Genomic DNA, 26,039 nt, shown 5'->3' on the forward strand with positions numbered 1-26,039 from the left:
GCAGCCCCCTGGGAGGATAGGAAGTTGCCAATCTTAAAAAAGTGCTTCTTTAGCTCAGTTGGTAGAGCGCACGACTGTTAATCGTGTTGTCGCTGGTTCGAGCCCAGCAAGAAGCGCCATTTTTTTATTTTTTGGAAAATGAAGAAGCTACATCAATAGAAAATATTTGACATGAAGATTTAAATAGTGTATACTGTGTTTGAATGATGTATAAATTGAAAGAGATTCTAGTATTTAATATTTAAAGGTCTTTACATAGGTACCTTATATTAGTTGGATTGAATGGAGATTTATTACATGAAATCAAAATTTTTTATGGAGGTATCAGATGAAAGGTACAGTTAAATGGTTTAACCAAGAGAAAGGATTTGGATTCATCACTGGTGAAGATGGAAAGGATGTATTCGCACATTTCTCTCAAATTCAAAAAGACGGATTCAAAACTCTTAACGAGGGAGAAGAAGTAACTTTTGATGTAACTGAGGGAGCAAAAGGACCTCAAGCTACAAACATCGTAGTAGCAAAGTAATTTTAAGGAGTCAATGACTCCTTTTTTTTTATAAAAAATAATATTGATTTAAAAAATATATTTTTCATTTTTTGTTCTTTATGATAAAATTATTTCATAAAAATTTAAATAAAGGGGGAAAAATGGAGATATTAAATTCATTAATAAATTTTTTTAATGATATTTTATGGAGTTATGTTCTTATTGTAATGTTATTATTTGTGGGGACATATTTTACTTTGAAAACAAGATTTGTTCAAATAAGATATTTAGGACAGATGATAAAAATCTTGGGTGATAGTGTTGGTCATAAGGGTGGAGTTTCATCATTTAAAGCGTTTTGCATAAGTACTGCTTCTAGAGTTGGAACTGGAAATTTAGCTGGTGTTGCAATAGCGATAGCTTCAGGGGGACCAGGTGCTATATTTTGGATGTGGTTAATAGCTATTATAGGAGGAGCATCTAGTTTTGTTGAAAGCACTTTAGCACAAATTTATAAAGTAAAAGATGGAGAAGCTTTTAGAGGTGGACCAGCTTATTATATGGAAAAAGCTCTTAATAAAAGATGGATGGGTGTTGCGTTTTCAATATTAATATCAATAACTTTTGGATTAATATTTAACTCAGTTCAGTCAAATACAATATCTTTAGCTTTTCATGAGGCTTTCAAATTAGATAGAACAATAGTAGGTATTATATTAGCTGTTGCAACGGGAGCTATAATTTTTGGTGGAGTTCAAAGAATTGCAAACTTTAGTGCTGCAGTAGTACCAGTTATGGCAATTCTTTATATATTAGTTTCGATGTATGTAATTGTAACTAATATAAGCATGGTTCCAGAAATATTTAGAGATATAATTGAAAATGCTTTCGGTATTAGACAAGCAGTTGGTGGAGGAATAGGAGCTGCTATTATGACAGGAGTAAAAAGAGGTTTATTCTCTAATGAAGCAGGTATGGGATCAGCACCAAATGCAGCAGCGGCGGCAGAAACTTCTCACCCTGTAAAGCAAGGATTTGTTCAAACTTTAGGAGTATTTACAGATACGATATTAATTTGTTCATGTACAGCTTTTATGGTTTTAATATCAGGAGCACATAAGACTGAAGGATTAACAGGAATTCAATTAACTCAAAATGCTTTAAGTTCTCAAGTTGGAGGATGGGGAAATATTTTCATTGCGTTGTGTATATTGTTATTTGCTTTTAGCTCAATAATTGGAAATTACTATTATGGTGAAACAAATATAGAATTTTTAACTCCAAATAAAACTTGGTTAAATCTATATAGAGTTGGAGTTATCGGGATGGTAATGTTTGGTTCTATAGGGGAGTTAGCTCTTGTTTGGAATATGGCTGATTTATTTATGGGATTAATGGCGGTATTAAATCTTATAGCAATATTCTTACTAGGTAAAGTTGCTTTTGAAGCTTTAGGTGATTATAGTAGCCAAAAAGAGAACGGGTTGGATCCTAGTTTCAATAAAAATGATATAGATATGCCATATGGTGAAAGAGTTGAATGTTGGGATTAATAAAAGTTGTTGACTTAAATCTTAAAATGCTGTAAAATCTCTTATAGTGAGCCTCCATAGCTCAATTGGATAGAGCATCTGACTTCGGATCAGAGGGTTATGGGTTCGATCCCTGTTGGGGGCGCCAGCATTTTACTCCAACTTTTAATTTTATAGATTAAAAGTTGAAGAAAATTATTGTAAATATATAGGTTCTATTTATAAATAGTGTAAATAGAACCATTTTTTATATTTTATAAAAAGAAAAATTAGGTTATAATAGTAATATAGAAGTAAATAAAATTTAAATCAAGAATTAGGAAGGAGGTAGAACTATGTCAATTGTTAATTTTAGATTATTTAAACAAAGAAAAAAAGAAGAAAAAGATAAGCCAAAAGATCTTGTATTTTCAAAAAAATGGGAATTAGTAGGAATAAAAATAGATAATCTTTTAGAAAAAGATATAATAAATTTAAAAAAAGAATATAATCTATCGACATTACACAGTTCTCAATCCAAATTAAAGTGTCTAATAAGATTAAGTAGTGAGTTAGATATCACTATTACTAGTATTGAATTTACTCCTAATTTAGATGATGAAGATTATTGTGAAATTAGAACTTATTTAAAAAATAAGGAAAATATAAAATTAATAAATTTAATAAAGCAATTAGAAGAAGAAACAAATATAAGTGAAATAACATTTGTACTCGGGAAAACATATGAAAAATTTGCAGGAATTAGTATTTCAATAACAAATAATGGAAAATTTACAACAAATTATGATGTTGAAATAGAATTTTTAGATCTATTATCTTCGGAATTTTTAGGTGTACTAACAGGAAAATATAGATGCAAGGAATAACATTCTTTTTAATTATATGTATACTAGCTTTTTTTGAAATTGACATAGAAAGTTATTTAAAAGATATATTAACAAAATTCCCGATAATAAAACCAGAATACGTAACAAAATATATAGATGTGTTAAAACCAATTTTAATTTCAGCTGGAGTATTTTTGATTCAAAAAACAATTTATAACTTAAAATTCTTAAAAATGGGTGTTTTTATAACAATAAATCAAAAAAATAAAAGAAATAAAATTAATGAAACAGTTATAAACCAATGTGAAATATTAGAACCTATTAGAACAGTTGTGTTAGATATAAATTTAAACACAAAAAAAAGTTTAAGAAATTATTTGATAAAAAAATTTTTATATCGAAAAAGAGTTTTCTTGTGTGTCTTTTTAGAAGAAGAAGATAAAAATTATATTTCTTTAACTTCAGATGAGGGGATAGAGGATAATAGTGAAATAAAATTTGAGATAACGTCTTATTTAAGACAGATAATAAATTTAGAACTTCCTGGAAATGAGGAATATAAGTATATTATTGAGTTGGAACTGGAACCTAGTCAAGAAAAAAAGAAAAAAATAATAATAAATTTGAAACTATTAATAGATGATAAACCTTATGATGATATTAAAATTTTAGGTATTTTTAAGTTAAAAAATTTATTGAAACTTCAATATACTGAACATATAGTCGACTTAAATAAAGAAAAGGAGTAAATTATAATGATAGAAAAATGTCATATTTTAATGTTGAATCAAGATTTAACATTAGAATTAATAAAAGAGCTTTTAAAACTAGATTACACATTTATTCCTAAAAGTTTAAATGGATGTCCTAATGAATCAGAATACAAAAATGAAAATAAATGGTATGAGGTTGAAGAAATAACTGAAATATATGGAGTAAGATATTTTCAAGCAAAAGCTCAAATGGAAATATCAGAAGGAACACCATTTTATCATGATGGAAGTATAAAGCCCAAAGATAAAAGAGTTAATAGAATAAATACCTCAGTAATATTTCTAGAATTAAAAGTATCTGAAACTAAAAAATTTACTTGCTTATTGGTAGAAGGATCGAATACGTTACTATCAAATTTAAAAAGTAATTTATTAGGTGGAAAAAGAGAGATAAAAGGAATCAAAGAAAGATGGAATATATGTAAAGATTTACCATATCTTAATTTCAGTAGTGAATTTTTTATATGGACTTTATTGAAAAAAGAAAAAACTCTAAGTGGGAATATAAAAATTGAAGATATTAATTTTTTAGATGATATACATGAAGCATACAATAGAAAGCATCAAATGTATGGCGATAATGTTTTAAATGATATTTTAGCTAATTTAGCATTGGCCTTAGATCCTAAATTACTAAGTTTAGGTATGGTTATTTGTTCAAAAGAAGGAAGATTTAACTTTATATTAGGGTCAGATAGTAGTATTTATTTAAGTGATAAGACATATTTGTTATCCGACACACAAGAAGTTATTCCAATAGATGAAGATTCTAAAAAAATAGTTTATGTATATATATATGGTAATTTACTAAAACAATTGTTAAATATATTTTATTGTGAAAGTGGAGAAATAGGTTGGCTTAGTCATAAAAAAGATTTATTTCTTAGAGAACAAGGATTAAATAGTTTTTTCAAGTTATCTAAACACTTGGATTTCCATAATGAATCTATAGAAATAAAGAATTTAGAAAGTGATCCAAGAGAAGAAAAAGTTCGAGAAGCAATTATCCAACTTGCGAATAGTGTTATAAAAAAATATCAAATAAAACAAGATGAATTATTTAAACCTTCTAACTAATCTAAGTTAGAAGGTTTTTTATTAGAAAGATAAAAAAGTTGATTTTTATTATAAAAAAATATATGATAAGGTTAAAATACAAACAGAAAGGGGAGGAAATAAATCGTTATGGTCAGAAAAATAAAGAAAAAGGATAAAGAAAAAACTATTGAGTTTAGTAAGATATTATCACAATTAAGAAAAGGAACGACAGTTTCCGAATGTCTTTGGAATGAAGATGATTGTGATAATACTATTGTAAATGCACATTCAATTCAAAATAATAGGTATTTAAATAAAATTTCAGAAAATGGTAAAATTTATTCTTTAAAATTTGGAATAACAGAAGAATATGATTTAATGTGGAATTTTGAAGAGACAGGAAGAAATACATTTAGTACATTTAAGGGGTTTTGTAAAAAACATGATAAAGAATTATTCCAACCAATAGAGGATAGAGATTATCGTTATTTAAAAGAACAAAATTTTTTATTTGCTTTTCGAGCTTTAGCTAGAGAATATCATGTTAAAAAAGAGAGTGTAAATAACTTTGTAAAGCTATTAGATGAATTGAAAAATAATTCTAACTTTTTAGAGTATTCTTTAAAAAAAGGATTTTTTGAGCATGCATTAAATTTAGATAAAATAACTTTAGAAGTATATGAAGGTGAATTTTTAAAATTGAAAGAGCAAATAAAAGATAAAAATTATAATGGGATAAATACATTAACTTTAAAATTAGATGAAGAATATCCTATAGTATGTAACTCAACCTTTATTCCTTATAAAACGAATGAATTAGAAGATGTATTTAGTAAAGAAGATTATGATAGAATACAAATCGGTGAACTAAATCCATCTTTATTTTTAAATATTTTTCCTGAAGATGGAGGAACAGTAATATTAATAAGTTATCTAGAAGAATATAAAAATTATCTTGAAAAGTATTTGAAAACTTTTGAGAAGATAGATGAAATAGAGTTAAAAAAGAGAATTTCAACTATGGTGGTACAATATTGTGAAAATGTAGGATTTTCACCAAAATATATGAGAGAAAAATTTACAGAGGATGAAATAGAAAAAATAAAAAAAGTTTATTCAGAAAATATAACTAACACACTTTATATGTCAGGGACAGAAATTAATTTATTTAAATAAATTAATAGAAAAACCCTAGAAGATAACTTCTATATCTTCTAGGGTTTTTATTATTATACGATTTACAATTAAACAAAGGATCTCCTGGAGTTCTTCCATGATTTCATCAGTATTCTCCATAAAGAGTAATTCTTTTAAGTCTGAGATATTGTCTTCAGTAATTACAAAGTTAGAATTTTCTAAGATAAGGTTTTCATATTTTTTAATTTCTTGTTTAGAAAGATCAACTAGCTTCTTTAACTTTTCTAACTCTGGTTTTATAGTGGAAGCATCCAGTAAACCATCCATAAGAAGCTGAGTTATTTCTCTTTGTCTTTTCACTAAATCTTCTAACTTTTTATTTTCAAGTTCAATTTTATCTCGTAAATCCTGGAGTCTAAAAGTTGTATCATTGAGCAATTTTAGATGAGGATGAGACAGAATAGCATTTTTTATATTAATTTCCAATTTATCAACATTATAGAAAACTTTACATCCTTCACACCTATAATAGTAATAACTTTTAGTTTTTTTACTAACAATATTTCCTGCGAATTTCTTTCCACAACTACAATAGAGAAGCCCAGAAAATAAATATTTTCTTTTAGGATTTTTAAATTTTTTTCTATTATCTTTTAATAAAGCATTTATAAGATTAAATTCTTCATCAGTAAGTAGAGCAGGTAAAACTTTTTCACTGGAGATAAAAGGATCTTTATTTTTAACCTTTTTTAGTGTATAAGGGTCTTTAATAAACTCTCCGAACATTCGGTGTCCAATTAATTCAACTTTTCTTACTTGCTCTAAAAAGGTAGAATAATTAATGCAGTAAAGCTCTGCAACTTTTTTAAAACTTCTATATTTTAAAATATCTAAATACTTTTGTCTTTCTAAATCCCAGGTTTCTTCATTTTTAACAATTTTTTTCTCTTTATTAATAATTTTAACTTTAAAATGTGGTAGAAGACCACCACCAAGATACCTATCTGTATTAGCTAAGGCTGCCATAGAAACTTTAGTTCTTATCCTCATTTTTCTTCTTTCCATTTCAGAGAAGATAAGTCTTATTTTAGCCATTGCATCTGTATTATCGTCTCTAAAATCCAAAGGGCCTTCCATAACTGAAATTAATCTAACATTATGTTTTCTAAAATCGTTGAAGAAAAGAGTTCCATCTTTAAAGTCTCGTGATATTCTATCAGAGTTTTGAACAACAACACCTTCAAACTTTTTCAAAGGTAACATAGCCATTATTTTTAAGATACCATCTCTATCGGCTATACCTCCAGACATAACATCTTCAAAGCTATCAATTATATTAAGATTATTTTTTTTACAGTATTCATTTAGAGATTCTCTTTGTGTTTCAAGAGAACCTCTATCTTTTTGCATTTCTGTAGAAACTCTAAGGTATGTAACAACTTTCATTTATTAAGCTCCTTTTTTACATTTTGCTTTTAATTCCTTAATTTTTAATATAGCAGCTTTGATATTTTCTTTTTTCATAAGATCCTCCTTATTTATCAAATAATTCTAAGTTATCTTTATTTATTTCTTGTTCATTTTTTAAGTTTATTTCTTTTTCCAGTTCGGCTAGATATTTTCTTAAATCTTTGACTTCTTTTTGAATCTTATTTAATTCTTCTGGAGAAGCAGATCTAATTTTTTTTATAGATTTATTTAAGTTTGTATAGTTTAAAACAACTTTTTCACCTTTGCTTTTTATAGTTGTTATTCTATTTTCTTTTAAATCACTTATATTGGAAACTTTATTTTCTATATAGTATTGTTGCTCTTCTTTTGGAATTAATTTATGAGTTAGTATCTTTATATTTCTACCAGAAAGAGTAGAGATAAAAGCTTTATGATCAGGATAAGCCATGTATAAATCGGCTCTTTTTAAAAATTCAGAAACCTTATCTTTAGATAATCCTAATCGTTTGTACCATTCCATAAAAGATTGATTTTCATATTTTTTTAAAGTTTGAGAAACTTTATATATCGCAACACAAATTTCATATTCAGAATCTCTATACTTAACACCATTTTGTATAAGTATTTTTTCATTTGTTTTTATATTTTCAATATCTTCAGTTGAAACATTAAATTCTTTAAAATTGAATTCAGAAAGTTGAGCTTCTAGTTCCTTATTTGCAATTACTTTTTTACCAATTCTATCTAGAACACTACTCATGTAAAATCACTTCCAGGACAGAACCGATAGTCTCTTGAATTTCATTTATACCTTTAGCTTTAGATTCCCAAATAGTTTTATATTTACTATTCAACCCAGTAACTATTGCTTTATGTTTTATAGGATTACTTAAGAAAATATTACTTGTTAATAGCATATTTTTTAAATGTTCTAACATTATTTTTTCATCTTTACTACCTAAGAATCTATTGGGAACTATAGCTTTTATTTTGTTTATATCAGCTATATTATCAATCATTTTCTCAACACCATTACAAGTTACATTATCCATAAAAGTTGGAATTATTATTTTATCAGCGACTTCTTCAAATTCTTTATCAATCCCCATAACAGGAACAGCATCAATTAGAATATAGTCATATTCTTTGCTAAATTTATTTAATCTATCCTTTAATTTTTCTTTAAACTGCTTGGAAAAAATATTAGTTATTAATGGGATATAAAAGAGATTATCCCTTAATCTAATTAAATCTCCTTCGCCTTTGTTAACCCAATTTTCAAGACCACCTTTAATGGGAGCTTCTATTCCTAAGAATCCAAGGATGTCATTTTGTGAATCTGATGTAACTACTAAAACCTTATAGCCTATTTTTGCTAATCCGCTTGAAAGTTGGAGAGTAAGCCAAGACTTACCAACTCCACCTTTATTATTTTTAATTAAAACTTTTGACATTAATATACCACCTATTATTTTTTTCTATTTCGAGCACTGCTCGAAATGCAGTTTTTTAATTGATATTTTTTTAGAAAGTTAATTTTGCTTTTTTATTATTGAATTTCGAGCAGTGCTCGAAATGGGATAATTAATATTATCAAAATCTGGGCAACTCCAATCTCCAGGAATAAAAGTTCCATGCATACTGCAATAATTTTCATTTTGTTCTTCTTCCCAATAGCAATGCTCACAGTCCTCACAAATATTAGTAATTGTTTTTTCTTTTAACCAGATTAAGCTTTTAATTGATTTTTTTAAGTAATCCCTCCTAAGAAAAGCCACATTTTTACTTAAAGGATATTCCTGTGTAATTTCCCATTTATTTATTTTTGGATTGAATTTAAAGTAACAAACATGATAGAGAAGCATTTATCTTCCTCCTTTATTCATTTTATTAGCTTTTATAAAATCAATACACTCTTTAACATTTTTAACTTGAAGCTCCTGAGCTCTTTTTAAAATAAACTCAATCTCACATTTATCTAATTTTCTAATTTCACCATATGCGAGCTTAAAGCTATTTAAAAATTTATCAGCTTCTTCATATTCTTTTGGGATTTTATTCATCTTTCAACTCCTTATATTTTTTTTCTTTTGGAATAAAAAAGGAATTGTCTTTTCCACAGAAGCAAAGAATATTTAGAAAGCCAGTATCCCAATCAAAATTAAATTTTCTTTCATCGAGTATAAAACTATTTAAGACCTTATAACCGAGTTCTTTTTTACAGTTAGAGCAAGTAAAAACTAAATCTTTTTTTATAATAGTTTTTTCATTGGTCTCAAATTCCCTTTTTTTTCTAGCTCTTAGAGCATTAAGTTTATCTTGTTCAAAGTATATCCAGTAATCACTTTTTTGAAGTTCTACTAAAGAATTAACTTTAGCTAATTTAAAATAATACATCGCTAGTTTTTCAATATTGGTTTCAATATAAGGTTTTTTCTTCGCCATTATATATACCTCGGAGCTCTTTTAGGTTTAAAAGAAACAGGAGTTTGTTTACTTATAAACTTTTTACCTATTTGTGTTTTAATAATTTCAATTTTAGGTTGTTTTATGAGCTGCTCCTTTCTTTTTTCTTTTCGAGCTTTAGATCTACGTTTTCCATTTCTTCCCACTGCTACACCTCTTTCATTTATGCTATTAAAAATTGTTTTAATGTATTTATATATGTTTTTTTAGATTTATTTTTCATTGCATCAAGAACATCAGCTTTAATACCAACCGTAGTTATTATTTTTTCACGTAACTCTTTTTCAAGTTCTTGAGTTAGTTCAACATCTGGTAAAGTTTGTTTAGAAGCTTCTTCTTTTTCAGCTTCCCTGATTTTAATAAATTGTTTTTCTTTTTCTATAGAGTCACTTTTTTTATTTATTGGAGTAGTAGCAATAGAAGTATTCCAATTTTCTTGTAGAGCTTTAACTATATATCCGATTTCATTTTCTTTTCCCTTAGCTTTAGCATATTCAAAAATTGAGTTTACTTTGTCAAAAGTAAGTGAGTGATCCTTAACTGCTTTTAGAATATTTTTACAAGTAGATTTATTTAGAGATTTTTCTAAAAGTAATTGGTTAATTTTATTTAAATCATTATCAAAAGAATTATTATTAATTTTTTTAGTAGTAGATGACTTGAAAGTTGCTTTGTGCTTAATAATAATTTTATCTATTTTAACTAATCTATAATTAACTAATCTATTATTCGACTTTTTAGTCGATAGGGTATCTACTTTTTTATCGATACCCTTTCTACTTTTCTGTCGAGACCTATCTACTTTTTTGTCGATACCCTCTTTTTTCTTGTGTTTATAGGAATTAACATCAAAACCTAAAGTTTTTTCATCGGTTGAAACTAATTCACTATATTTCAGACCTAACTTTATAAAAGTTTTATTTCCACTTTTTTTATCTATAAAAGATTCCATAATTTCTGCTTTAACTAAATCCTTAACTAATCTAGAAACAACTTCTTTATTTGTAACTTCTAGGATTGGAAGATCACTTATTATTTTTTGGTATGAACACCAATACCAAACTTTTTCATCTATAATTTTATACTCCATTTCATTACTTCCCTGGAAATCTAAAAACCATCTAAGTAGTGTTAAATGTTTTAATGAGAGTTTGATATTTTTCTGATGGTTAATTTCATAAACTTTTAGTAAATCAAATCCCATAAGATATTTTTTTATTTTTACTTTTTCTTGATTCAAGATTCCTCCTAACATTTCGAACAGTGCTCGAAATAGTGTAAATTTTTTTGAGGGAGATATTTCTCCCTCGGTGCATGTTTAAACAAAAGTTTACTTGTACCCTTTAAAAAAGAGTTAAAGAATACAACCAAACAAATGTTTTGACTTTTTGTTGGAGCTAGTATATAATTTAAGTAAGACCTGAAGGGGTCAACCAAAGTGTATGTAAAATTTCAAAGAGCTTAGGCTCAGGTTCAGAATATTAGCCCTCAATATTTTGGGGGCTTTTATTCTGCCTTTGAACCAGGCAAGAAACATATACACTTTGGAGGTTTTAGGATGATTCAACTTAACATCAACACATTAACATTAGATGGTGGAGCAATAGCTATATGCTGTGCTTTCTTACTAATTTTGTGGGTTGTTAGAAAGTAACATCAAACCTTCCCCTTTGGGTTTTTATTTTTTTGTAAGATTCATCATGTTATATAGCTTGTGTCTTATAGCATCTTTTGTCCTATTAGGTAATAGTATTTCAAGAGTTTTCAGTTTAGGGTTCTGTAAAACTATTTCTTCCTCTTCTGGAGTCCATTTCTCACCTTTGATTCTTGTGTATTTTCTAGCTACCGTAGAAGGATTTAAACTAGATTTTCTTAAAATATATTCATATGAGTTTTGACTGACATTATGAATTATATAAGTTTTATTATTGATAAGGATAAATAGCTTTTCTTGTTGGTGTAAGTAACTACTAGATTTTTCAAGTAAATTAATAACATCATTGCACTTTGTAAGTTCCATAGGTTCCTCCATATTTAAATAAGATTTTTAAAATACTTAAAACAAGTTAAATATTTTAAAAATTTTATTTGAAGTTTAGTGATGAAGAAGGCTCATCTGAGCCTTCTCACTATTAATTAAAAATAGTTGCTATAAATTTTATAAGTCCATTGAAGAAAGAAACCTCAGCGTATTCAAAATTATTAATTTTCTTAATCTTCAAAACCAATCACCTCAAAATCAAACTCTTCTAAATTTTTATCTTTAGGGAACTGTAAATAAGAAGTTTCTAAAGTGAAGCCTGAGCCTACTTTGTTATTTCTTTCAGCTAATTCCTTTTTAGCTGTTTCTTCATTTACAAAACTATGAACAGGAACACCAAGATACATGATTATATAGATTTTTTTAGCTACAATACTCAATATAATCACCTACTTTTAAATCCTTGAATGCAACATCTTTGCCATACTTTAAAATCATTTTTTCAACAAATTCGTTGAAATTACTCAGCTTTTTTAATGCCATAAAAATTCCTCCTTGCAAGGAATCCAAAAATATGATACACTCATTTTAGGATTTCGGGTGTTCACTTTGGTGGATGCCTTTTTTTTTTATAAAATATTTTTTAAATCTAATTGGTTTAAAACCGCTTGAATGTAGTTTAAGCTAAAATGGTTTAAAAGTCAATTTTTTTTTTATTATTTTTTTAAAAAAATGATATTATAAAGAATAAAAGCTTGGAGGTATAGCGTGAACTCAACAATCGAAATCCTAAAAAAAATAATAGAAAAATATTCAATAAGTAAATCAGACTTAGCAAGAAAAATAGGTGTAACTCCTCAATTTATTCAATCAATATTTAAAGGGGAAAGAAAGCTCAATTATACCCATATTGATAAATTAAAAAAAAATTTAAATTTAAGTCAAAAAGAAGTGTTGGAATTAAAAAAATCAATAACAATTCCAGAAGATCCAGATGTGATGGAATGGCTTGAAAAAATGGAAGATTCAGCATATAAATTTGAATTATTATCTTCAAACAAGGCTTTAGAAGAGATAATTGATAATGTATATAAAATAAAAAAATCTAAAACACGTGAAAATATTTTAGAATATATTTTATATCAACTTTCAAAAGAAAAAGAGTAAAAAGCGAGTTAAACTCGCTTTTTATTTTTATTTCTTCTTTGATAAAAGTTTTGCAATTTTTTTTACAATTCTTAATTCCTTTTTCTTTATTTTCTTCTTTTGCTCAGCTGTTAGTGTAAAATTTTGTTTTTTCATATTTTTCTCCTTAAATAAAATTATTTGACATTTAAGTCATAATGGTTTATACTCTTTTCAAAAAGGAGGTGTCAACTTGTTTTTAATAGAAACGATAAAAAATAGCAAAAATATAAGAAATAAAGAGTTAGCAGAAATCTTAGGAACCTCCTACCAGTTCATACATTCTTTGACTAAAGGAGAAAAAAAAATAAATAAAAGCCATATAGATAAAATTTTTAATGCTATTGAGTTTTCAGAAGATGAAAAAGAAGAAATATTATTAGAATTTTATTTAGAAGATGCACCTTCTGATTTTAAAGAAAAAATATTTAATAAAATAAAAAAAGAGACAATTTAAGAAAAAGTCTCTTAGTTAAAATTTATCAACTGTGTTGGTGAGTTTTAGTTAGGAGGAAAATCTATGAAAAGAAAATTTAATAATCGAATAAAGAAAAAAAGTAAAACTGAAAGAAGCGGAGATACAGTATTGGCAACAGTCCCTATTGAAATTAGATTGGATGATATAGATCCAAATGCTTTAGCAATATCACTGATAAATAGAAGACGAACCGAATACAAAGAATCATCTTTTTTAACATTTATTGAAGCTCTTAAAATTAAGTTTAAGAATGAAGAGAGAAAAATACTAATAGATTTAGATGAAAATTTTGATAATTATGGAAATAAAATAGTTGATATTGAATAATAAAATGTCCCTCTTGCTTTTAAACAAGAGGGATAAAATTAAAAGTTAGCAAATTTTTTTGTTATGTCAGCAACATAAGTTTCGATATCGATGCCTAATTTATTCATATAAAGTAACATATCTGGAGTTTCAGCCAGGAGCTCTTCTAAATCAAAAGAGATTAGTTTTTGATTATATCTAAAAATTAACTTCCATTTAGAAAGTTCATTTTTTAAATCAGATTCAATGTCTATAAAAACTATTGAAATGGTTGAAATCTTTTCAAATTCTACATTAATTGATTCACCAGTATAAGGTGTGAAAGAAGATAGATATTCATTTCTATTAGAAGAATCATAAAGCATGTACTTTATTCCTCCCGTAAGAATATTGTTGCTTAATTCAGCAAAATTTTTTTTAGAAGGTAATAAGTAATGGTTATTAGGTGATTCTAAAAAGATTTCATTAATAGCCATTGGTGCTCTGTCAGTTTTTAATTCTATTTTTAAAATAAGATTTCCTTCTATAAAATTCCAAGTTCTAATCATTGGGATAAGTTGATTTTCATCAAAGTAAATTTTTAATAATTTTGTTGCAGCACCAGTTCCAGTAGTTTCTGCAATTCCTTTCAATAAAGTTGCAAATGGATTACTCAATATAACCTCCAAAATTTTTCTTTTTTATTCCTTGTCGGGTATAAAAATTATAACTTTTTTGGAGTTTATATACAAGCCTGTAAATACAGGCTCTTAATTAAAGTCCATTAATGACTTGGTGAGTTTTAGTTAGGAGGAGGTGAAAAAGAAGCTGATATAAGCTTCTTTAAATATGAATAAAAATGATTGGTTACAACTTATAGCAATATTGTTAGTGATGAATATTTATGGGATCGTTTTTATTTTTGTATGGCATTATTTATTCTGAAATTTGTTCACAACAAATATTTTTAAAAGCTTCCCCAAAACTAGTTAATTGAATCGCCATTTTTTGAATAGTTAAAGTTTGGTCTGGAAATCTATTTGATAAAGATTTAAAAGTATTTGAATCTAAATAGTGGTTGTATAGTTCAGAATTAGTTAGCCCAGATGGAATTAAGTTTATTAGATTAAGACGGATTAGGTTGTCAATGCTTATATTATTTGAGTCATTTTCACTAATACTGTCAGAAAAATATAAATTTTGATAAAGTGTGCAAATTCCTTCAAAATATAAAATTCCATCAGTAGTTCCTTTTTTTATGATAATATCTACTATTGGTTGTGGATTACTATCTAAAGTTGATAAAATTTTAGCGTCATAAGGGCTTAATTGTTTAATAATTTCAACAAAAGAGTGGTGTAATCTGCTATTGAAATTAGAATTCATAGATGAAGATATTAGATTAACAAATAAGAGTCTAATTTCTTTTTCTTCAATGTAAAATTTAGATGCTTCTAAAGCGGGGCCTATAACACTTAGTTTAGGTTCTTGAAATTTTTCAGACGGAATTTGAGAAATTTTATTTAAATATTCATTTTTATAATTTTCAATATCTTGTTGATTTTTAAATATTGATTTTTGATTCCAGGCTTCTAGTTTATTACCGATAGCAATATCCCAAATATTAATAAATGTCTTAGTATTTTTAATTATTTTTATTGCACTAGTAGCAGCCGCTAAAGTTATTCCTTGTTTAATGTCTGTGGAATTAGTAATAGTTTTTAAAGTATTTATAACCATATATCCTCCATAATTTTATTTTGTTTTTTCGCGATTATATTATAACTTTTTGGAGGTTTATATACAAGCCTGTGAATACAGGCTCTTAATTAAAGCTTATCAATTAATTGGTGAGTTTTGGTTAGGACTAAATAATTACTTGGAGATAAGATATATGTTTTCAAAAGGTAATTGAAAATATATATCTTAGAAAAATAGTACTCCAAAATTTTAAAAATAAATAAGTAAAATCTTAGATCTTTTCAAGTAAAAATGTAATTCAAAACTATTTTTCTAAGAGATACGGAGATATAGTCTAGTTGGTAGGACAACAGTTTGCTAAACTGTCGAGTTAAAACTCTCACAGGTTCAAGTCCTGTTATCTCCGCCATAAATTGGTTTAGCTAAGTGGTAAGGCAACTGACTCGTACTCAGAAAAACCGTAGGTTCGAATCCTACAACCAATAACAGAATATTTTTTCAATATTGAAATGAACTTACGTAGTTTTAATTTCATTCCAAGAGAGTATTTCTCTTGGTTTAAGCATGTATAAATATATAAGTTTAAGCAAGGAGAAATATATGGAGTATAAATATTTAATAGTTATAAGAGATGGAATAGTTGAGATTGAAGGTGAAATTTATCAAAAAATTTTAAGGAAAGAAAAATCAACTAGTTTAAAAGAAATAAAAAAAATGTTTAAAAGATTTAAAGAAGAATACCAAGGGAAAGAGATAATTATAAAAGAGTCTTTCAAAGGTAAATGGAAGGAAATAGCTATTTAAAGGAGCAGAGATGCTCCTTTAGCATTATCCCGTTTTTCTTAAAAACGTTATTTAATCTTTAAATAACTGTTTTAAGAAGGAGGGGAATTTTCTATGGGAAAAGAACTAAGGTGTGAAAAATGCCTAAAGCTCTTAGGGAAATTTGATGAAAAAGGGGAATTAGAAATAGTTAAACCAAAAGGTAAAATCAAGTTTAAGAAAAATGGAGTAAATGAGTTAGAATGCTTTTGTGGAAAAAAAACTGATATAAAAATTTGAGACTCATGAAGTCCTGGGCGATAGAGATATCGTTCCAGGACTTTTATTTTTTTAGGAGGTGTAATTAAGGTGAATGTTAGGGTTAGATAAAGCTATAGTAAATATAAAAAATCTAAAGATAGATGCTGATCAGTTAAAAACTAATATATTAAAAAAGTTTGAACTAGCAGATGATATCCATTCTAACAATGTTGATAGAATTTATCTAAATAGTAAAAAGAATAAAAATCCTAAGTATAGCTATATTAATTACATAGAAATAAAAAAAGTAAGATATGAGTTTTGTAGTTTAAGTATTGAGTTTAATTATCCACGATTTTTTAAAAAAACTAATTTTGAATTAGTAACTACTCAATTAGAGAAAGAACAAGTTGATTTTGCAATAAAGTTAATTTTATATGAAGTTTTAGGAATTGAAATAAATAAACTTAGTTGTAGTTATTCTAGTTTAGAGATAGCAGAGCAGATGAAAATAACAAAATTTTCAGATTATAACAATATTTTGTGGCTAGTCTATAGAGCATTATCAAATTCAGAAGTTTTTAAAAATAAAGGAAACAAATGTATTTATGGAGATTATTCTACTTTTTTAAAGAAATTTTATGTAACAGGATTTTCATTTTCTTTAGAGCAAGGCTTGGTTCTGAAAGTATATAACAAAACTTTGGAAAATAATAAGAAGGCTAATTGGGATGATGAAAAAGTCTACTCAACAGAATTAAAAAGTGAAATAACAACAACAGAGCAGAACTTAAAAATGATTGCTAAAACTGCAAATATGGATAGTCTAAGTTTACCGCATTTGAAGAAAAGTGTTAAAGATAAGTTAGAAAAAACAATAAAAGAAGCAATAAAAACTCAAATTTTATCAGATAGAGATGAAATTATAAAGAGGTTAAAAAGTTTGGAAAGAATAACTCCAACAACACTTCAATTGTTTGTTGTTGAAAATAATGAATGGATAATTGATTATGATTTTTTTAATCAAATTTTAACAAAAGAAATAGATGGATTGAAGTCAAAGCGAAGTTTAAAAGATTATAAAAAAATAGCTAAAGACACATTAATAAGAATTGAAAAAAGTAATAGTCCAGTTAGATCCAATACAAAAAATCTTAAGAGATTAGAGATGTTTTTAAAAAATTTACTAGGAATAACAATTGAAATAAAATTTACTGAAGATGGAGAAATCCAGATTTTTTAATCTCTAAAAGTACATAAAAACCTGTCCTTTTTAACATAGTAATTTTTTGAAGTGTTTAGTAAAATCAAGGCTTTAAAAAGAAAACCTCGCGTGTAATAAATAGTAAGACCTAAGAGTCCTGAAAGTGTAAATTAATATAAAAAACCTAAAAACGAAAATAGACGAAGTACATAAGAAAGGAGCAGTATGGAAAAGATAAAAATAGAAAATATTAAAATTAGTCCCGGAAGTCCAATAGTAAATACTCCAGAACAAATAGAAATCTATAAGAAGTTAAATCAAGAATCAATTAAGATGATTCCAGTAGTAGTTGATGATAAGAATGAGATTATCTTAGGAGAAGCTAAATATCTAGCTTTAAAAGAACTAGGAGAGAAAGAAATAGAAATCTACAGAATGAAAGATTTAACTCCAGAGCAAATAAAGTTATTGAGAATAGCAGAAATTAAAGGAATACAACTAGGAGAATGGGATAGTGAGAAGTTATTAAGAGAGCTTGAAGAAATAGGAGAATTTGCTGAATTAAGTGGATTTGATATGGAAACTATTCAAAAAGAATTAAGTGAATATGGTGATCCTTTGGATAAGATTGAAGAGATACCTATCCCAGAACTAGAAGAAGTATTTTTTTCAAGACCAGGTGATATGTATATCCTAGGAAAACATAAATTACTTTGTGGTGATTCAACTTCTCCAGAAGATGTGAAAAGACTTTTTGGAGATGAAAAAATGAATTTATTATTAACAGATCCTCCGTACAATATTGACTATGAAAGTGGAAATGGTTTAAAGATAAAAAATGACAATATGGGCGAAGAAGAGTTTTATAACTTTTTATTGAAATTTTATAAAAATGCTTTTGATTTTATGGAAGAAGGAGCAGCCTTTTATATTTTTTATGGAGACATAGAATCAGAAAACTTTAGAAAAACATTGAAAGAAGCTAGATTTAAATTATCACAATGCCTGATATGGGTTAAAGATGCATTTAATTTATCAAGGCAGGATTATAACTGGAAACATGAACCAGTTCTTTATGGATGGAAACCAGGAGCAAGTCACTTCTTTATAAAGGATTATACACAAGATACAGTGCTAGAAGAATCACCAAATTATAAAAAGTTTTCAAAGAATGAACTGATAGAACATATATATCAGTTGAAAAAAATCATGGAAGAATCAAGCTCCATAATAAGAGAAGATAAGCCTAGAAAGAATGAAAATCATCCTACACCAAAACCTATTAAGCTAATAGCAAGATTGATGGCTAATAGTTCAAAGAGAGGGTGGATAGTAGGAGATATGTTTGGAGGAAGTGGAAGTACTCTAATAACTGCAGAGCAATTGGAAAGAGAAGCAAGACTAATGGAATATGATCCAAGATATGTAGATGTGATAGTCAAGCGGTACATGAGCTTAGGAAAGATAGATATAAAGTTAATAAGAAATGAAACTGAGATTGGATATGAGCAGATAGCTGAATTTTTAGGTGATTAAAATGAGCAGTGTAGAGAAACTAACAGATAATCAATTAAAAGTTTTGTTTGTCTATGAAGAGATGGATTTAAGCAAAACTCCAAAAACAAAAACAGAGAGATATAAGCTGATAGGAACACAACTAGGAGTTCCACAGGCAACAGTAAGAACATGGGTAACTAGATATTATGAGAACTACTTAAATTTTAAAAAAGAATTACCAAAAAAAACTCAGAAAAAAAACTCAAAAAAACTCAATTTAGAGGGATTGACAGAATTAGAACTCAAATATTTGAAAGCAAGATTGTGCGGATTTAGTAAAGATGAAGCTAAAGACCAAGCGGGGTATAGTGAAAATACTAAAGCAGCAGACATAGAGAAGCAACCAAACCTAGCAAAGACTCTTGAAGAAATAAGAAAAGAGTTCTTAATAGATGAAAGGTATGGAATAGAAGCTATTGTTGAAGAAATAAAAAGAGTTAAAGCAAGAGCGGAAGAGTATAAGGCGGAAGATGCAACCACTCAATCATTTGTTACATCAGATGGAAAGAAAGTGGTTAGAACTATAAGAAAAACAAATATGTTTCACATAGAGTTAGCAGCCATGAAACTAATAACATCTATATTTGGATATGATGCAAGAACAGTTCTTCAGAAGCAGCAGAGAGTAGGTGGAGACAGTGGCGGAATAGTTTATATAGAAGAGGAGGAAATAAAGTGAAGAAAGAGCCAATAAGAAAACCAATAAATCCAAAAGATCCTGGGAAGTATCAAGGATAATAAAAAAAGGTACTGTGACAGGGGGGAGGGCTAGCTTGAGGGTCGAAAAGAGTCGCAAAATTTAAAAAAATTTAAAAACTTTTTTCACTTCCCTCCTTTTGCCAAGAAAGAATATGAGGTGAAAATGAAACAGGAATACAGAATAACTGAAGATGCATTAGTTAATATAACAGGGTTAAGTCCAAGGAGTATCAGAGCAAAATTTAGAAGATTTTTAATTGGTGGTAGAGACTACAACTATATAAAAATAGCTGAAGATGCAATAAAAGATAAGTATTCAAATAAAGATAAACAAGTTTTTATAGATCGAGAAACATTCGCAAGAATTTTAGGAGTAACAGAAAAAACAATCCAAAACTATGCCAATAAGAAGATATTAATTGCAGAAACTGATGGAACATATGATCTTATTCCAAATTTTGAAAGGTACAATAAAGAAAATAGTGAATACAATAAAATTTTAAAAGTAAAAAGAGAAAGAGAAGAAGTGAAAAAAGAAAGAGAGCTTCTTCAATTGGACATAGATGAAGGTAAGTATATACCACTTGAGCTTTATGAAATGATTTTAAAAGAAAATATAGTTGCTTTTAGACAAGAACTTTTAAGAACTGCAACAACTCTAAGTGTAAATTTAAAAACAGAGCCACAATCGCAATGGAAAAAATATATTCAAAATATATTAAATGGAACTTTGGAAAATCTATCAAAATTATCTGAAGAAGTGGAGGGCAAAATAAATGAGAAGATTGAATCTCTGGAGAGAACTGAAGCCTAAAACTGAAAAAAAGTTTATTGAAAAAATGACAAAAGCTATAAAGGAGAATATGGTGAAAAAATTATTAATGAATATAGTTTTATGGGCAGATACTTATAGACGATTATCTGGAGAAAGTTCTGCTGAAGAGGGAGATTTCAAGATAAGTAGAACTCCATATTTGAAAGAGCCATTAGAAAAATTTACAGAAGATGGAGTTGCGGGAATAGTTTTAATGTTAGGGTCACAACTCGGAAAGTCAGAAACATTAAATAATATAGTGGGATGGATAATTCATATAAATCAATGTCCAACGATGTTAGTACAACCAACAGAAACTTTAGCTGAAGAGTATTCGAAGGAAAGAATCACTCCAATGTTAAGAGATACTCCAGTATTAGCAAACATTATGAAAAATTCCAGAGATAACAGTATCAAATTTAAAGCTTTTCCAGGGGGATTTTTATCATTTAGAGGAACTGGAGCAGCAAATAAGTTAGCAAGTAAACCAATATGTATAGCTCTTTGTGATGAAATAGATAGATTTATAATTACAAAAGAGGGAGATCCAATAACATTAATCAAAAAAAGACTTCAAACCTTTAAAGATGATGCCAGGTTATTTTTATCTGGAACTCCAACAATAAAAGGGAGTTCACCTATAGAAAACGAATATTTAAATTCAACTCAAGGAGAGTGGCAGATTCCATGTCCAGAATGTGGAGAATACACTACTTTTTCATGGGATAGAATGAATTTTACAGAAGATGGTGAGAATGAACCGACAATGCAATGTCCAATATGTGAAACAAGAAATACTGAAGATATTTGGAAAGCTAACGGGCAAAAAGATGGGAAATGGGTGCATAAAGACCTTAACAAAAAAATGTATGGATACAAATTATCTGGGTTAGCAAGCCCATGGACTACTTGGAAGAAAATTGTAGCTGAATATCTTGAAAAAAAGAATGATATAGAGAAATTAAAAGCTTTTTATAATACTGTATTAGCCGAAACTTGGGATTTGGACTATAAAGAAGTTGTCGGGCATGAAGAGTTATTTAACAGAAGAGAAAGATATGACGAATTACCAGAAGAAGTAGCAGTGATAGCTCTAGCAGTAGATTGTCAAGATAATTGGTTTGAACTTGAATATGTAGGGTATGGTAAAAAAATGGAAAGTTGGGGATTGGGAGCTCATAGAGTAATGGGAAATCTGAGTGAAACTTCAACTTGGGAAAAATTAGATGCATATATAAACAAAACTTTTACAAATAGCAAAACAGGTAGAACATTAGGCGTTGAAGTAACTGTAATAGATACAGGAGGACACTTTACAGATGAAGCTTATGACTTTATATCTCCAAGACAAGACAGGGCAGTATATGGAATAAAGGGAATCGGAGGAAACAGACCAGGATTCAATGGGTCAAAAATGACTAAGTGTGGAAGAGTAAACTTGATATCCTTTGGAGTTAATACTTTGAAAAGTACAGTATATGGAAGGCTATTAATAAATAAACCTGGAGAGGGATATTGTCATTTTAGCTCAAATCCTAAAGACGGATATGATGAAGAATTTTTCAAAAGTCTTACAGGAGAAGCTAAGAAAATAAATAAATTAGGTAATATAGTTTTTGAAAAAATAAGAGCTAGAAATGAAAGATTAGATATTAGGGCATATATAATTGGAGCATTATTAGCAATTGGAATTGACGAACAAGAAATAGAAAGAATGTTGAAAATTAAAGAAAAACCAAAAGAAATAAAAACAACCTTTAAAAATGGAGTTGAAATATGAGTACAGGATTAACATTAGAAGAAGCTAAAATCCGATATAGAGATTATTTGAATGCAGAAGAAGCAGTTTTATTAGGGCAAGAATATGAGCTTGCAACAGGTGAAAAAGTTAAAAAAGCTAATCTGGAAAAAATTCAAGCAGGATTAAAACTTTGGGAAGAAAGATGCAATAAATTATCTAGCAATATTGGTGGAGGTATAAGTGTCATATCAGTAGCTTTAAAATAAGGAGTTTACAGTGGGAAGAAAAAAAATAACACAACAAAAAAGAGCTGCACCAAAGACAGCACAAGAATTTAGAAACTATAGGAGTTCTGGTGCTAGTTTAGTAAATAAAGCATTACTAGATATAAATACATTTTTAAGAAGTGCAGATGAGGATATATCGGACAACTTAGATGTTTTAAAAGCTAGATCCAGAGAATTATCAATGGGAAATTCTTTAGGGATTGCAGCTATAAAAAGAATTAGGACTAATACAGTAGGAATCGGATTAAAATTAAAATCTACGATAGACCATGAGCTATTAGGACTTGATGCTAAAGAAGCAGAAAAAATAGAAAGACTTCTAGAAACCATGTGGGAATTTTGGGCTGAATCAGTAGAATGTGATTTTAATAGAATGAAAAATTTTTATCAACTTCAGTCTTTAGCTATGGCTACGAAATTAGTAGATGGTGAATGTTTTGTTGTTATGCCATTTAAGAAAAATATAGGAGAAGCTTTTGAATTAAAAATAAGATTTTTAGATTCTACAAAGTGCGTATCTCCAAATGAAACAGATACTGAATCAATAATAAAGGGCGTTGAAATTGATAGAGATGGAGCACCACAAGCTTATTATTTTGGAAAAGATAAAGAAAATACTGAAACAGTAAGAGTTCCAATATTTGGAAAATTAACAGGTAGAAGAAATGTACTACATGTTTTTGATTTGGAAAGAATAGGACAAAAAAGAGGGGTTCCTTTATTAGCACCAATAATAGAAGAGCTCCATCAAATAACAAAAGTTGGAAGAGCAGAGCTAAAAAATATTGCTGTTTCAACCATATTTACAGCATTTATAAAAAATCAATCTACAGAAACAATGCTTAAAGGAGCATCAAAGTTAGGAGATGTCAAAAAAGGAGAAATACCAACAATTGAATTTGACTCTGGAAATTTTGGAGAGTTAGCTCCTGGACAAGATGTTGTATATGCTAATCCAAACAGACAATATACGCCGCTTGATACATTTATAGAAGCAATAGTGAAAAAAGCAGGAGCAGGAATTGGAATTCCACATGATGTTTTAATAAGTCACTTTAATAAAAGTTATTCAGCTTCAAGAGCAGCATTAAATGAGGCATGGACAACATATTTAGTTCATAGAGAGAATTTTTTAACAGATTTTTGTAAGCCTATTTATGCAGAATTTGTTGATTATTTAGTAGATGAAAAGATAATTGAGTTACCTGGATATAGAGAAAATTTACTAAAAAGAATGGCTTATTTAAGAAGTGAATGGATTGGAAGTAGCCCAGGACAAATAGATCCAGTTAAAGAAGTTAAAGCAACTGCTGAAAGACTAAGATTAGGAATAACAACTAAAGAAAAAGAAATGAAAGCATTAGGATTAGGAGACTATGAAAAAATTCAGATTCAATTAAAGAAAGAGTTAGAAAACGATTTGGAGTTAGAAGAAATAAAAAGAAAAGCTAGACAAGGAAAAGGCGGTGAGACAAGTGTCGTGGTGGCGAGCGGTAAAGAAAAAGAATAATAAAGCAGAAATATTAATTTTTGGAGAGATAGGAAGTTCTTGGTGGACTCCAGTTAATACAAGAGAAATAAGAGAGCAACTTGCAGGTTATGATGATGTAGATGAAATTGTTTTAAGAATAGACTCGCCTGGTGGTTCAGTATTTGCGGGAATAGGTTTATATAGTTATTTAAAAGACCATAAAGCAAAGAAAAAAGTATATATTGATGGAATGTGTGCTTCAATTGCTACTGTAATAGCAATGGCAGGAGATGAGATATTCATGAATGCAGGAGCTCAATTTATGATACATAATCCTTGGACAATAGCAATGGGCGAAGCAAAAGAGCTGAGACATGATGCTAAGGTTTTAGATGGAATAAGAGATTCTATTTTAAAAATTTATGAAACTAAAACAAAATTAACAAAAGAACAATTGATAAAAGCAATGGATGAAACAACATATTATCAAGCTGAACAAGCATTAGAAGCAGGATTTATTACAGAAATAACACATATGTTTGATGCCAAAAATTGTATAGCAAACGCAGAAAGTTGGGATACAACATATTCAAAATATGAAAAATATATAAATATAATTGTTCCAAAAACTAATGATATAACAAAAAATAATAATGATAACAAGGAGAAGAAAATGACATTGAAAGAATTACAAGATAACCATCCAGACGTGTATAACGAAGTGTTAAACCTTGGAAAAAATGAAGAAAGAAATAGAATGAAGGCTTTAGATGGACTAGCAGATAAAGTTAATGAGAATGGAAAAGAGATTTTAAATAAGGCTAAGTATGAGAACTTTGAAACAGCAGAAAAAATAGCTTTAAATTTAGCAATGGAGGGCGGATTTAATTCAGCACCACAAGAACAACCTCATAAAAATGTATTTGATCCTAAAAGACAAGATGCATCAGCATTAAATGGAATTCACGGAGAGGGAGATGGAACAGTACAAGATAATGATGATAAATTAGCAAAAGATATTGCTAATTATTTATAAGGAGGAAATAGAAAATGGTAAAAACAGAAAAGATAAATTATTTAAATTTAAAAGCAAATTTAGACTTTCCTTTTATAACACGTAAATTCTCAATAAAGGGTGGCGAATATAAGGGTGGAGAAATGTTACAACTTGGAGCAGATGGAGTATTGGAGCCATTAGTAGCAGGTGGAAATCCACACAGTGTACTAACTCAACCGTATTCAAGTACAGAAAATTTTAAAGGAATTGTTTATCTAACAGGATCATTTGATGCAACAAAATTAATAATACCACAAGATGAAGATATAAAAACATATGAAGAAAAATTAAGAAATAAATCAATATTTTTAGTTTATTAGGAGGAGAAATGTCAGAAATAAATTTATATAGCACAACAACACTAGGGAAAGTTTTAGATTTAAAAAAACCACCGATTTTATTTTTATGGAGAATGCTAATAGGAGCGGAACCTACACATACGACAGAAAGTATTGAAGTTCACTCAAGAATAGGTGATAGAACAATAGTTCCCTTTGTAGGAAGATATGAAGATGGGACATTCATTAGACAAAATGGATTTGAAGCAAAGACTTATACACCGCAATTATTAAAGCCATACACTGTATGTCAAGGTGAAAATTTATTAAAACAGAGATTTGGAACAACTAAGTATGCATCAGCTTTAGAGTCGGCTAAAAAAGTAGTAGGTGAAGAATTAAAAAAATTAAGAACAATTATAGCTAGAACTAAGCAATATCATTTAGCTCAACTCTTAACGACAGGAATATTACCATCAAATGAAGAGGATAGAGGAATTGATTTTGGAGATTTTGAAAAGGTTATTTTATCTGGAGCATCATTATGGACAGATCCAGCTTCA

General features: G+C 28.1%; 32 protein-coding genes and 4 tRNA genes. 25 read left to right on the top strand and 11 right to left on the bottom strand.

The annotated features are described in order from the left end of the window. Positions 1-43: 43 nt before the first annotated feature. The 8 genes from ACRC8M_RS00205 (at position 44) to ACRC8M_RS00240 (ending at position 5,836) form a co-directional block, all read left to right on the top strand. Positions 44-119, top strand: a tRNA-Asn gene (locus ACRC8M_RS00205). A 209-nt stretch (positions 120-328) separates the two neighbouring features. Beyond that, a complete protein-coding gene (locus tag ACRC8M_RS00210; RefSeq protein WP_023052292.1) occupies positions 329-529 on the top strand; it encodes a cold-shock protein in 201 nt (66 codons plus the stop codon). A gap of 122 nt (positions 530-651) precedes the next feature. Next, positions 652-2,043 (top strand): alanine/glycine:cation symporter family protein, encoded by a 1,392-nt coding sequence (locus ACRC8M_RS00215; RefSeq protein WP_438527279.1) that lies wholly within the window; start codon positions 652-654, stop codon positions 2,041-2,043. 50 nt (positions 2,044-2,093) lie between these two features. Beyond that, a tRNA-Arg gene (locus ACRC8M_RS00220) sits at positions 2,094-2,170 on the top strand. Positions 2,171-2,357: 187 nt separating this feature from the next. Further along, complete coding sequence (locus ACRC8M_RS00225) at positions 2,358-2,888, top strand: hypothetical protein (RefSeq protein ID WP_438527280.1); 531 nt, start codon at positions 2,358-2,360, stop codon at positions 2,886-2,888. Next, positions 2,876-3,598, top strand: a complete 723-nt coding sequence (locus ACRC8M_RS00230) for a hypothetical protein (protein ID WP_438527281.1) — start codon at positions 2,876-2,878, stop codon at positions 3,596-3,598. Before ACRC8M_RS00225 ends, ACRC8M_RS00230 begins: the two co-directional genes overlap by 13 nt. A gap of 6 nt (positions 3,599-3,604) precedes the next feature. Further along, entirely contained in the window at positions 3,605-4,699 is a 1,095-nt protein-coding gene (locus ACRC8M_RS00235) for a hypothetical protein (protein ID WP_438527282.1), read from the top strand. Positions 4,700-4,807: 108 nt separating this feature from the next. Further along, entirely contained in the window at positions 4,808-5,836 is a 1,029-nt protein-coding gene (locus ACRC8M_RS00240; RefSeq protein WP_438527283.1) for a hypothetical protein, read from the top strand. A gap of 15 nt (positions 5,837-5,851) precedes the next feature. Here ACRC8M_RS00240 and ACRC8M_RS00245 read toward each other — a convergent pair whose 3' ends face one another. The 9 genes from ACRC8M_RS00245 to ACRC8M_RS00285 all read right to left on the bottom strand — a co-directional run bounded on the left by ACRC8M_RS00245 (position 5,852) and on the right by ACRC8M_RS00285 (position 12,136). Further along, the gene (locus ACRC8M_RS00245; protein ID WP_438527284.1) at positions 5,852-7,243 is read right to left on the bottom strand and encodes a recombinase family protein; all 1,392 of its coding nucleotides are present in this window, start codon (positions 7,241-7,243) and stop codon (positions 5,852-5,854) included. Positions 7,244-7,331: 88 nt separating this feature from the next. Further along, complete coding sequence (locus ACRC8M_RS00250) at positions 7,332-8,009, bottom strand: hypothetical protein (RefSeq protein WP_438527285.1); 678 nt, start codon at positions 8,007-8,009, stop codon at positions 7,332-7,334. Then, the gene (locus ACRC8M_RS00255; RefSeq protein WP_438527286.1) at positions 8,002-8,703 is read right to left on the bottom strand and encodes a ParA family protein; all 702 of its coding nucleotides are present in this window, start codon (positions 8,701-8,703) and stop codon (positions 8,002-8,004) included. The genes ACRC8M_RS00250 and ACRC8M_RS00255 overlap by 8 nt, the downstream gene beginning before the upstream one ends. 78 nt (positions 8,704-8,781) lie before the next feature. Beyond that, a complete protein-coding gene (locus ACRC8M_RS00260; RefSeq protein WP_438527287.1) occupies positions 8,782-9,114 on the bottom strand; it encodes a hypothetical protein in 333 nt (110 codons plus the stop codon). Then, complete coding sequence (locus ACRC8M_RS00265; RefSeq protein WP_257163793.1) at positions 9,115-9,312, bottom strand: hypothetical protein; 198 nt, start codon at positions 9,310-9,312, stop codon at positions 9,115-9,117. It abuts the gene before it with no gap. Beyond that, complete coding sequence (locus ACRC8M_RS00270; RefSeq protein ID WP_438527288.1) at positions 9,305-9,694, bottom strand: hypothetical protein; 390 nt, start codon at positions 9,692-9,694, stop codon at positions 9,305-9,307. Before ACRC8M_RS00270 ends, ACRC8M_RS00265 begins: the two co-directional genes overlap by 8 nt. Positions 9,695-9,878: 184 nt before the next feature. After that, a complete protein-coding gene (locus ACRC8M_RS00275) occupies positions 9,879-10,955 on the bottom strand; it encodes a hypothetical protein (protein WP_438527289.1) in 1,077 nt (358 codons plus the stop codon). 438 nt (positions 10,956-11,393) lie between these two features. Further along, complete coding sequence (locus ACRC8M_RS00280) at positions 11,394-11,735, bottom strand: hypothetical protein (protein WP_438527290.1); 342 nt, start codon at positions 11,733-11,735, stop codon at positions 11,394-11,396. 191 nt (positions 11,736-11,926) lie between these two features. Beyond that, positions 11,927-12,136, bottom strand: coding sequence for a hypothetical protein (locus tag ACRC8M_RS00285; protein WP_438527291.1), 210 nt, complete (start codon positions 12,134-12,136; stop codon positions 11,927-11,929). Between the two features lie 328 nt (positions 12,137-12,464). Here ACRC8M_RS00285 and ACRC8M_RS00290 point away from each other — a divergent pair, with 328 nt between their 5' ends. The 3 genes from ACRC8M_RS00290 to ACRC8M_RS00300 all read left to right on the top strand — a co-directional run bounded on the left by ACRC8M_RS00290 (position 12,465) and on the right by ACRC8M_RS00300 (position 13,686). After that, complete coding sequence (locus tag ACRC8M_RS00290; protein ID WP_438527292.1) at positions 12,465-12,863, top strand: helix-turn-helix domain-containing protein; 399 nt, start codon at positions 12,465-12,467, stop codon at positions 12,861-12,863. A gap of 211 nt (positions 12,864-13,074) precedes the next feature. Next, positions 13,075-13,338, top strand: a complete 264-nt coding sequence (locus tag ACRC8M_RS00295) for a hypothetical protein (RefSeq protein WP_438527293.1) — start codon at positions 13,075-13,077, stop codon at positions 13,336-13,338. A 63-nt stretch (positions 13,339-13,401) separates the two neighbouring features. Then, the gene (locus tag ACRC8M_RS00300; protein WP_438527294.1) at positions 13,402-13,686 is read left to right on the top strand and encodes a hypothetical protein; all 285 of its coding nucleotides are present in this window, start codon (positions 13,402-13,404) and stop codon (positions 13,684-13,686) included. Positions 13,687-13,724: 38 nt separating this feature from the next. Here ACRC8M_RS00300 and ACRC8M_RS00305 read toward each other — a convergent pair whose 3' ends face one another. Both ACRC8M_RS00305 and ACRC8M_RS00310 read right to left on the bottom strand, forming a co-directional pair. Further along, positions 13,725-14,321 (bottom strand): hypothetical protein, encoded by a 597-nt coding sequence (locus ACRC8M_RS00305; RefSeq protein WP_438527295.1) that lies wholly within the window; start codon positions 14,319-14,321, stop codon positions 13,725-13,727. Between the two features lie 259 nt (positions 14,322-14,580). Beyond that, positions 14,581-15,384: a DUF4393 domain-containing protein gene (locus ACRC8M_RS00310; protein WP_438527296.1), complete on the bottom strand. Its 804-nt coding sequence runs from the start codon at positions 15,382-15,384 to the stop codon at positions 14,581-14,583. A 284-nt stretch (positions 15,385-15,668) separates the two neighbouring features. Between ACRC8M_RS00310 and ACRC8M_RS00315 the strand changes: the two genes are divergently transcribed. The 14 genes from ACRC8M_RS00315 to ACRC8M_RS00380 all read left to right on the top strand — a co-directional run. Continuing rightward, positions 15,669-15,754, top strand: a tRNA-Ser gene (locus tag ACRC8M_RS00315). Between the two features lie 3 nt (positions 15,755-15,757). Further along, a tRNA-Thr gene (locus ACRC8M_RS00320) sits at positions 15,758-15,830 on the top strand. A gap of 115 nt (positions 15,831-15,945) precedes the next feature. Then, positions 15,946-16,149: a hypothetical protein gene (locus tag ACRC8M_RS00325; protein ID WP_438527297.1), complete on the top strand. Its 204-nt coding sequence runs from the start codon at positions 15,946-15,948 to the stop codon at positions 16,147-16,149. A gap of 93 nt (positions 16,150-16,242) precedes the next feature. Next, the gene (locus ACRC8M_RS00330) at positions 16,243-16,407 is read left to right on the top strand and encodes a hypothetical protein (protein ID WP_257163783.1); all 165 of its coding nucleotides are present in this window, start codon (positions 16,243-16,245) and stop codon (positions 16,405-16,407) included. 73 nt (positions 16,408-16,480) lie between these two features. Continuing rightward, positions 16,481-17,611 carry a hypothetical protein gene (locus ACRC8M_RS00335; RefSeq protein WP_438527298.1) on the top strand — a complete coding sequence of 377 codons (1,131 nt, stop codon included), beginning with the start codon at positions 16,481-16,483 and terminating at the stop codon, positions 17,609-17,611. A 186-nt stretch (positions 17,612-17,797) separates the two neighbouring features. Continuing rightward, positions 17,798-19,108, top strand: coding sequence for a DNA modification methylase (locus ACRC8M_RS00340; RefSeq protein ID WP_438527299.1), 1,311 nt, complete (start codon positions 17,798-17,800; stop codon positions 19,106-19,108). A gap of 1 nt (position 19,109) precedes the next feature. Next, positions 19,110-19,808, top strand: coding sequence for a hypothetical protein (locus ACRC8M_RS00345; RefSeq protein WP_438527300.1), 699 nt, complete (start codon positions 19,110-19,112; stop codon positions 19,806-19,808). A gap of 183 nt (positions 19,809-19,991) precedes the next feature. Then, positions 19,992-20,642 (top strand): hypothetical protein, encoded by a 651-nt coding sequence (locus ACRC8M_RS00350; protein ID WP_438527301.1) that lies wholly within the window; start codon positions 19,992-19,994, stop codon positions 20,640-20,642. Further along, positions 20,605-22,422, top strand: a complete 1,818-nt coding sequence (locus ACRC8M_RS00355; protein WP_438527302.1) for a phage terminase large subunit family protein — start codon at positions 20,605-20,607, stop codon at positions 22,420-22,422. Before ACRC8M_RS00350 ends, ACRC8M_RS00355 begins: the two co-directional genes overlap by 38 nt. Then, a complete protein-coding gene (locus tag ACRC8M_RS00360; RefSeq protein WP_438527303.1) occupies positions 22,419-22,649 on the top strand; it encodes a hypothetical protein in 231 nt (76 codons plus the stop codon). Before ACRC8M_RS00355 ends, ACRC8M_RS00360 begins: the two co-directional genes overlap by 4 nt. 10 nt (positions 22,650-22,659) lie before the next feature. Then, complete coding sequence (locus ACRC8M_RS00365; protein ID WP_438527304.1) at positions 22,660-24,180, top strand: phage portal protein; 1,521 nt, start codon at positions 22,660-22,662, stop codon at positions 24,178-24,180. Further along, positions 24,146-25,177: a head maturation protease, ClpP-related gene (locus ACRC8M_RS00370; RefSeq protein ID WP_438527305.1), complete on the top strand. Its 1,032-nt coding sequence runs from the start codon at positions 24,146-24,148 to the stop codon at positions 25,175-25,177. The genes ACRC8M_RS00365 and ACRC8M_RS00370 overlap by 35 nt, the downstream gene beginning before the upstream one ends. A gap of 14 nt (positions 25,178-25,191) precedes the next feature. After that, positions 25,192-25,518, top strand: a complete 327-nt coding sequence (locus tag ACRC8M_RS00375; RefSeq protein WP_438527306.1) for a hypothetical protein — start codon at positions 25,192-25,194, stop codon at positions 25,516-25,518. A gap of 8 nt (positions 25,519-25,526) precedes the next feature. Continuing rightward, a partial coding sequence (locus tag ACRC8M_RS00380; RefSeq protein WP_438527307.1) for a major capsid protein occupies positions 25,527-26,039 on the top strand: 513 nt, incomplete at its 3' end.

The organism is Cetobacterium sp. (assembly GCF_051653945.1).
Classification (GTDB): Bacteria; Fusobacteriota; Fusobacteriia; order Fusobacteriales; family Fusobacteriaceae; genus Cetobacterium_A.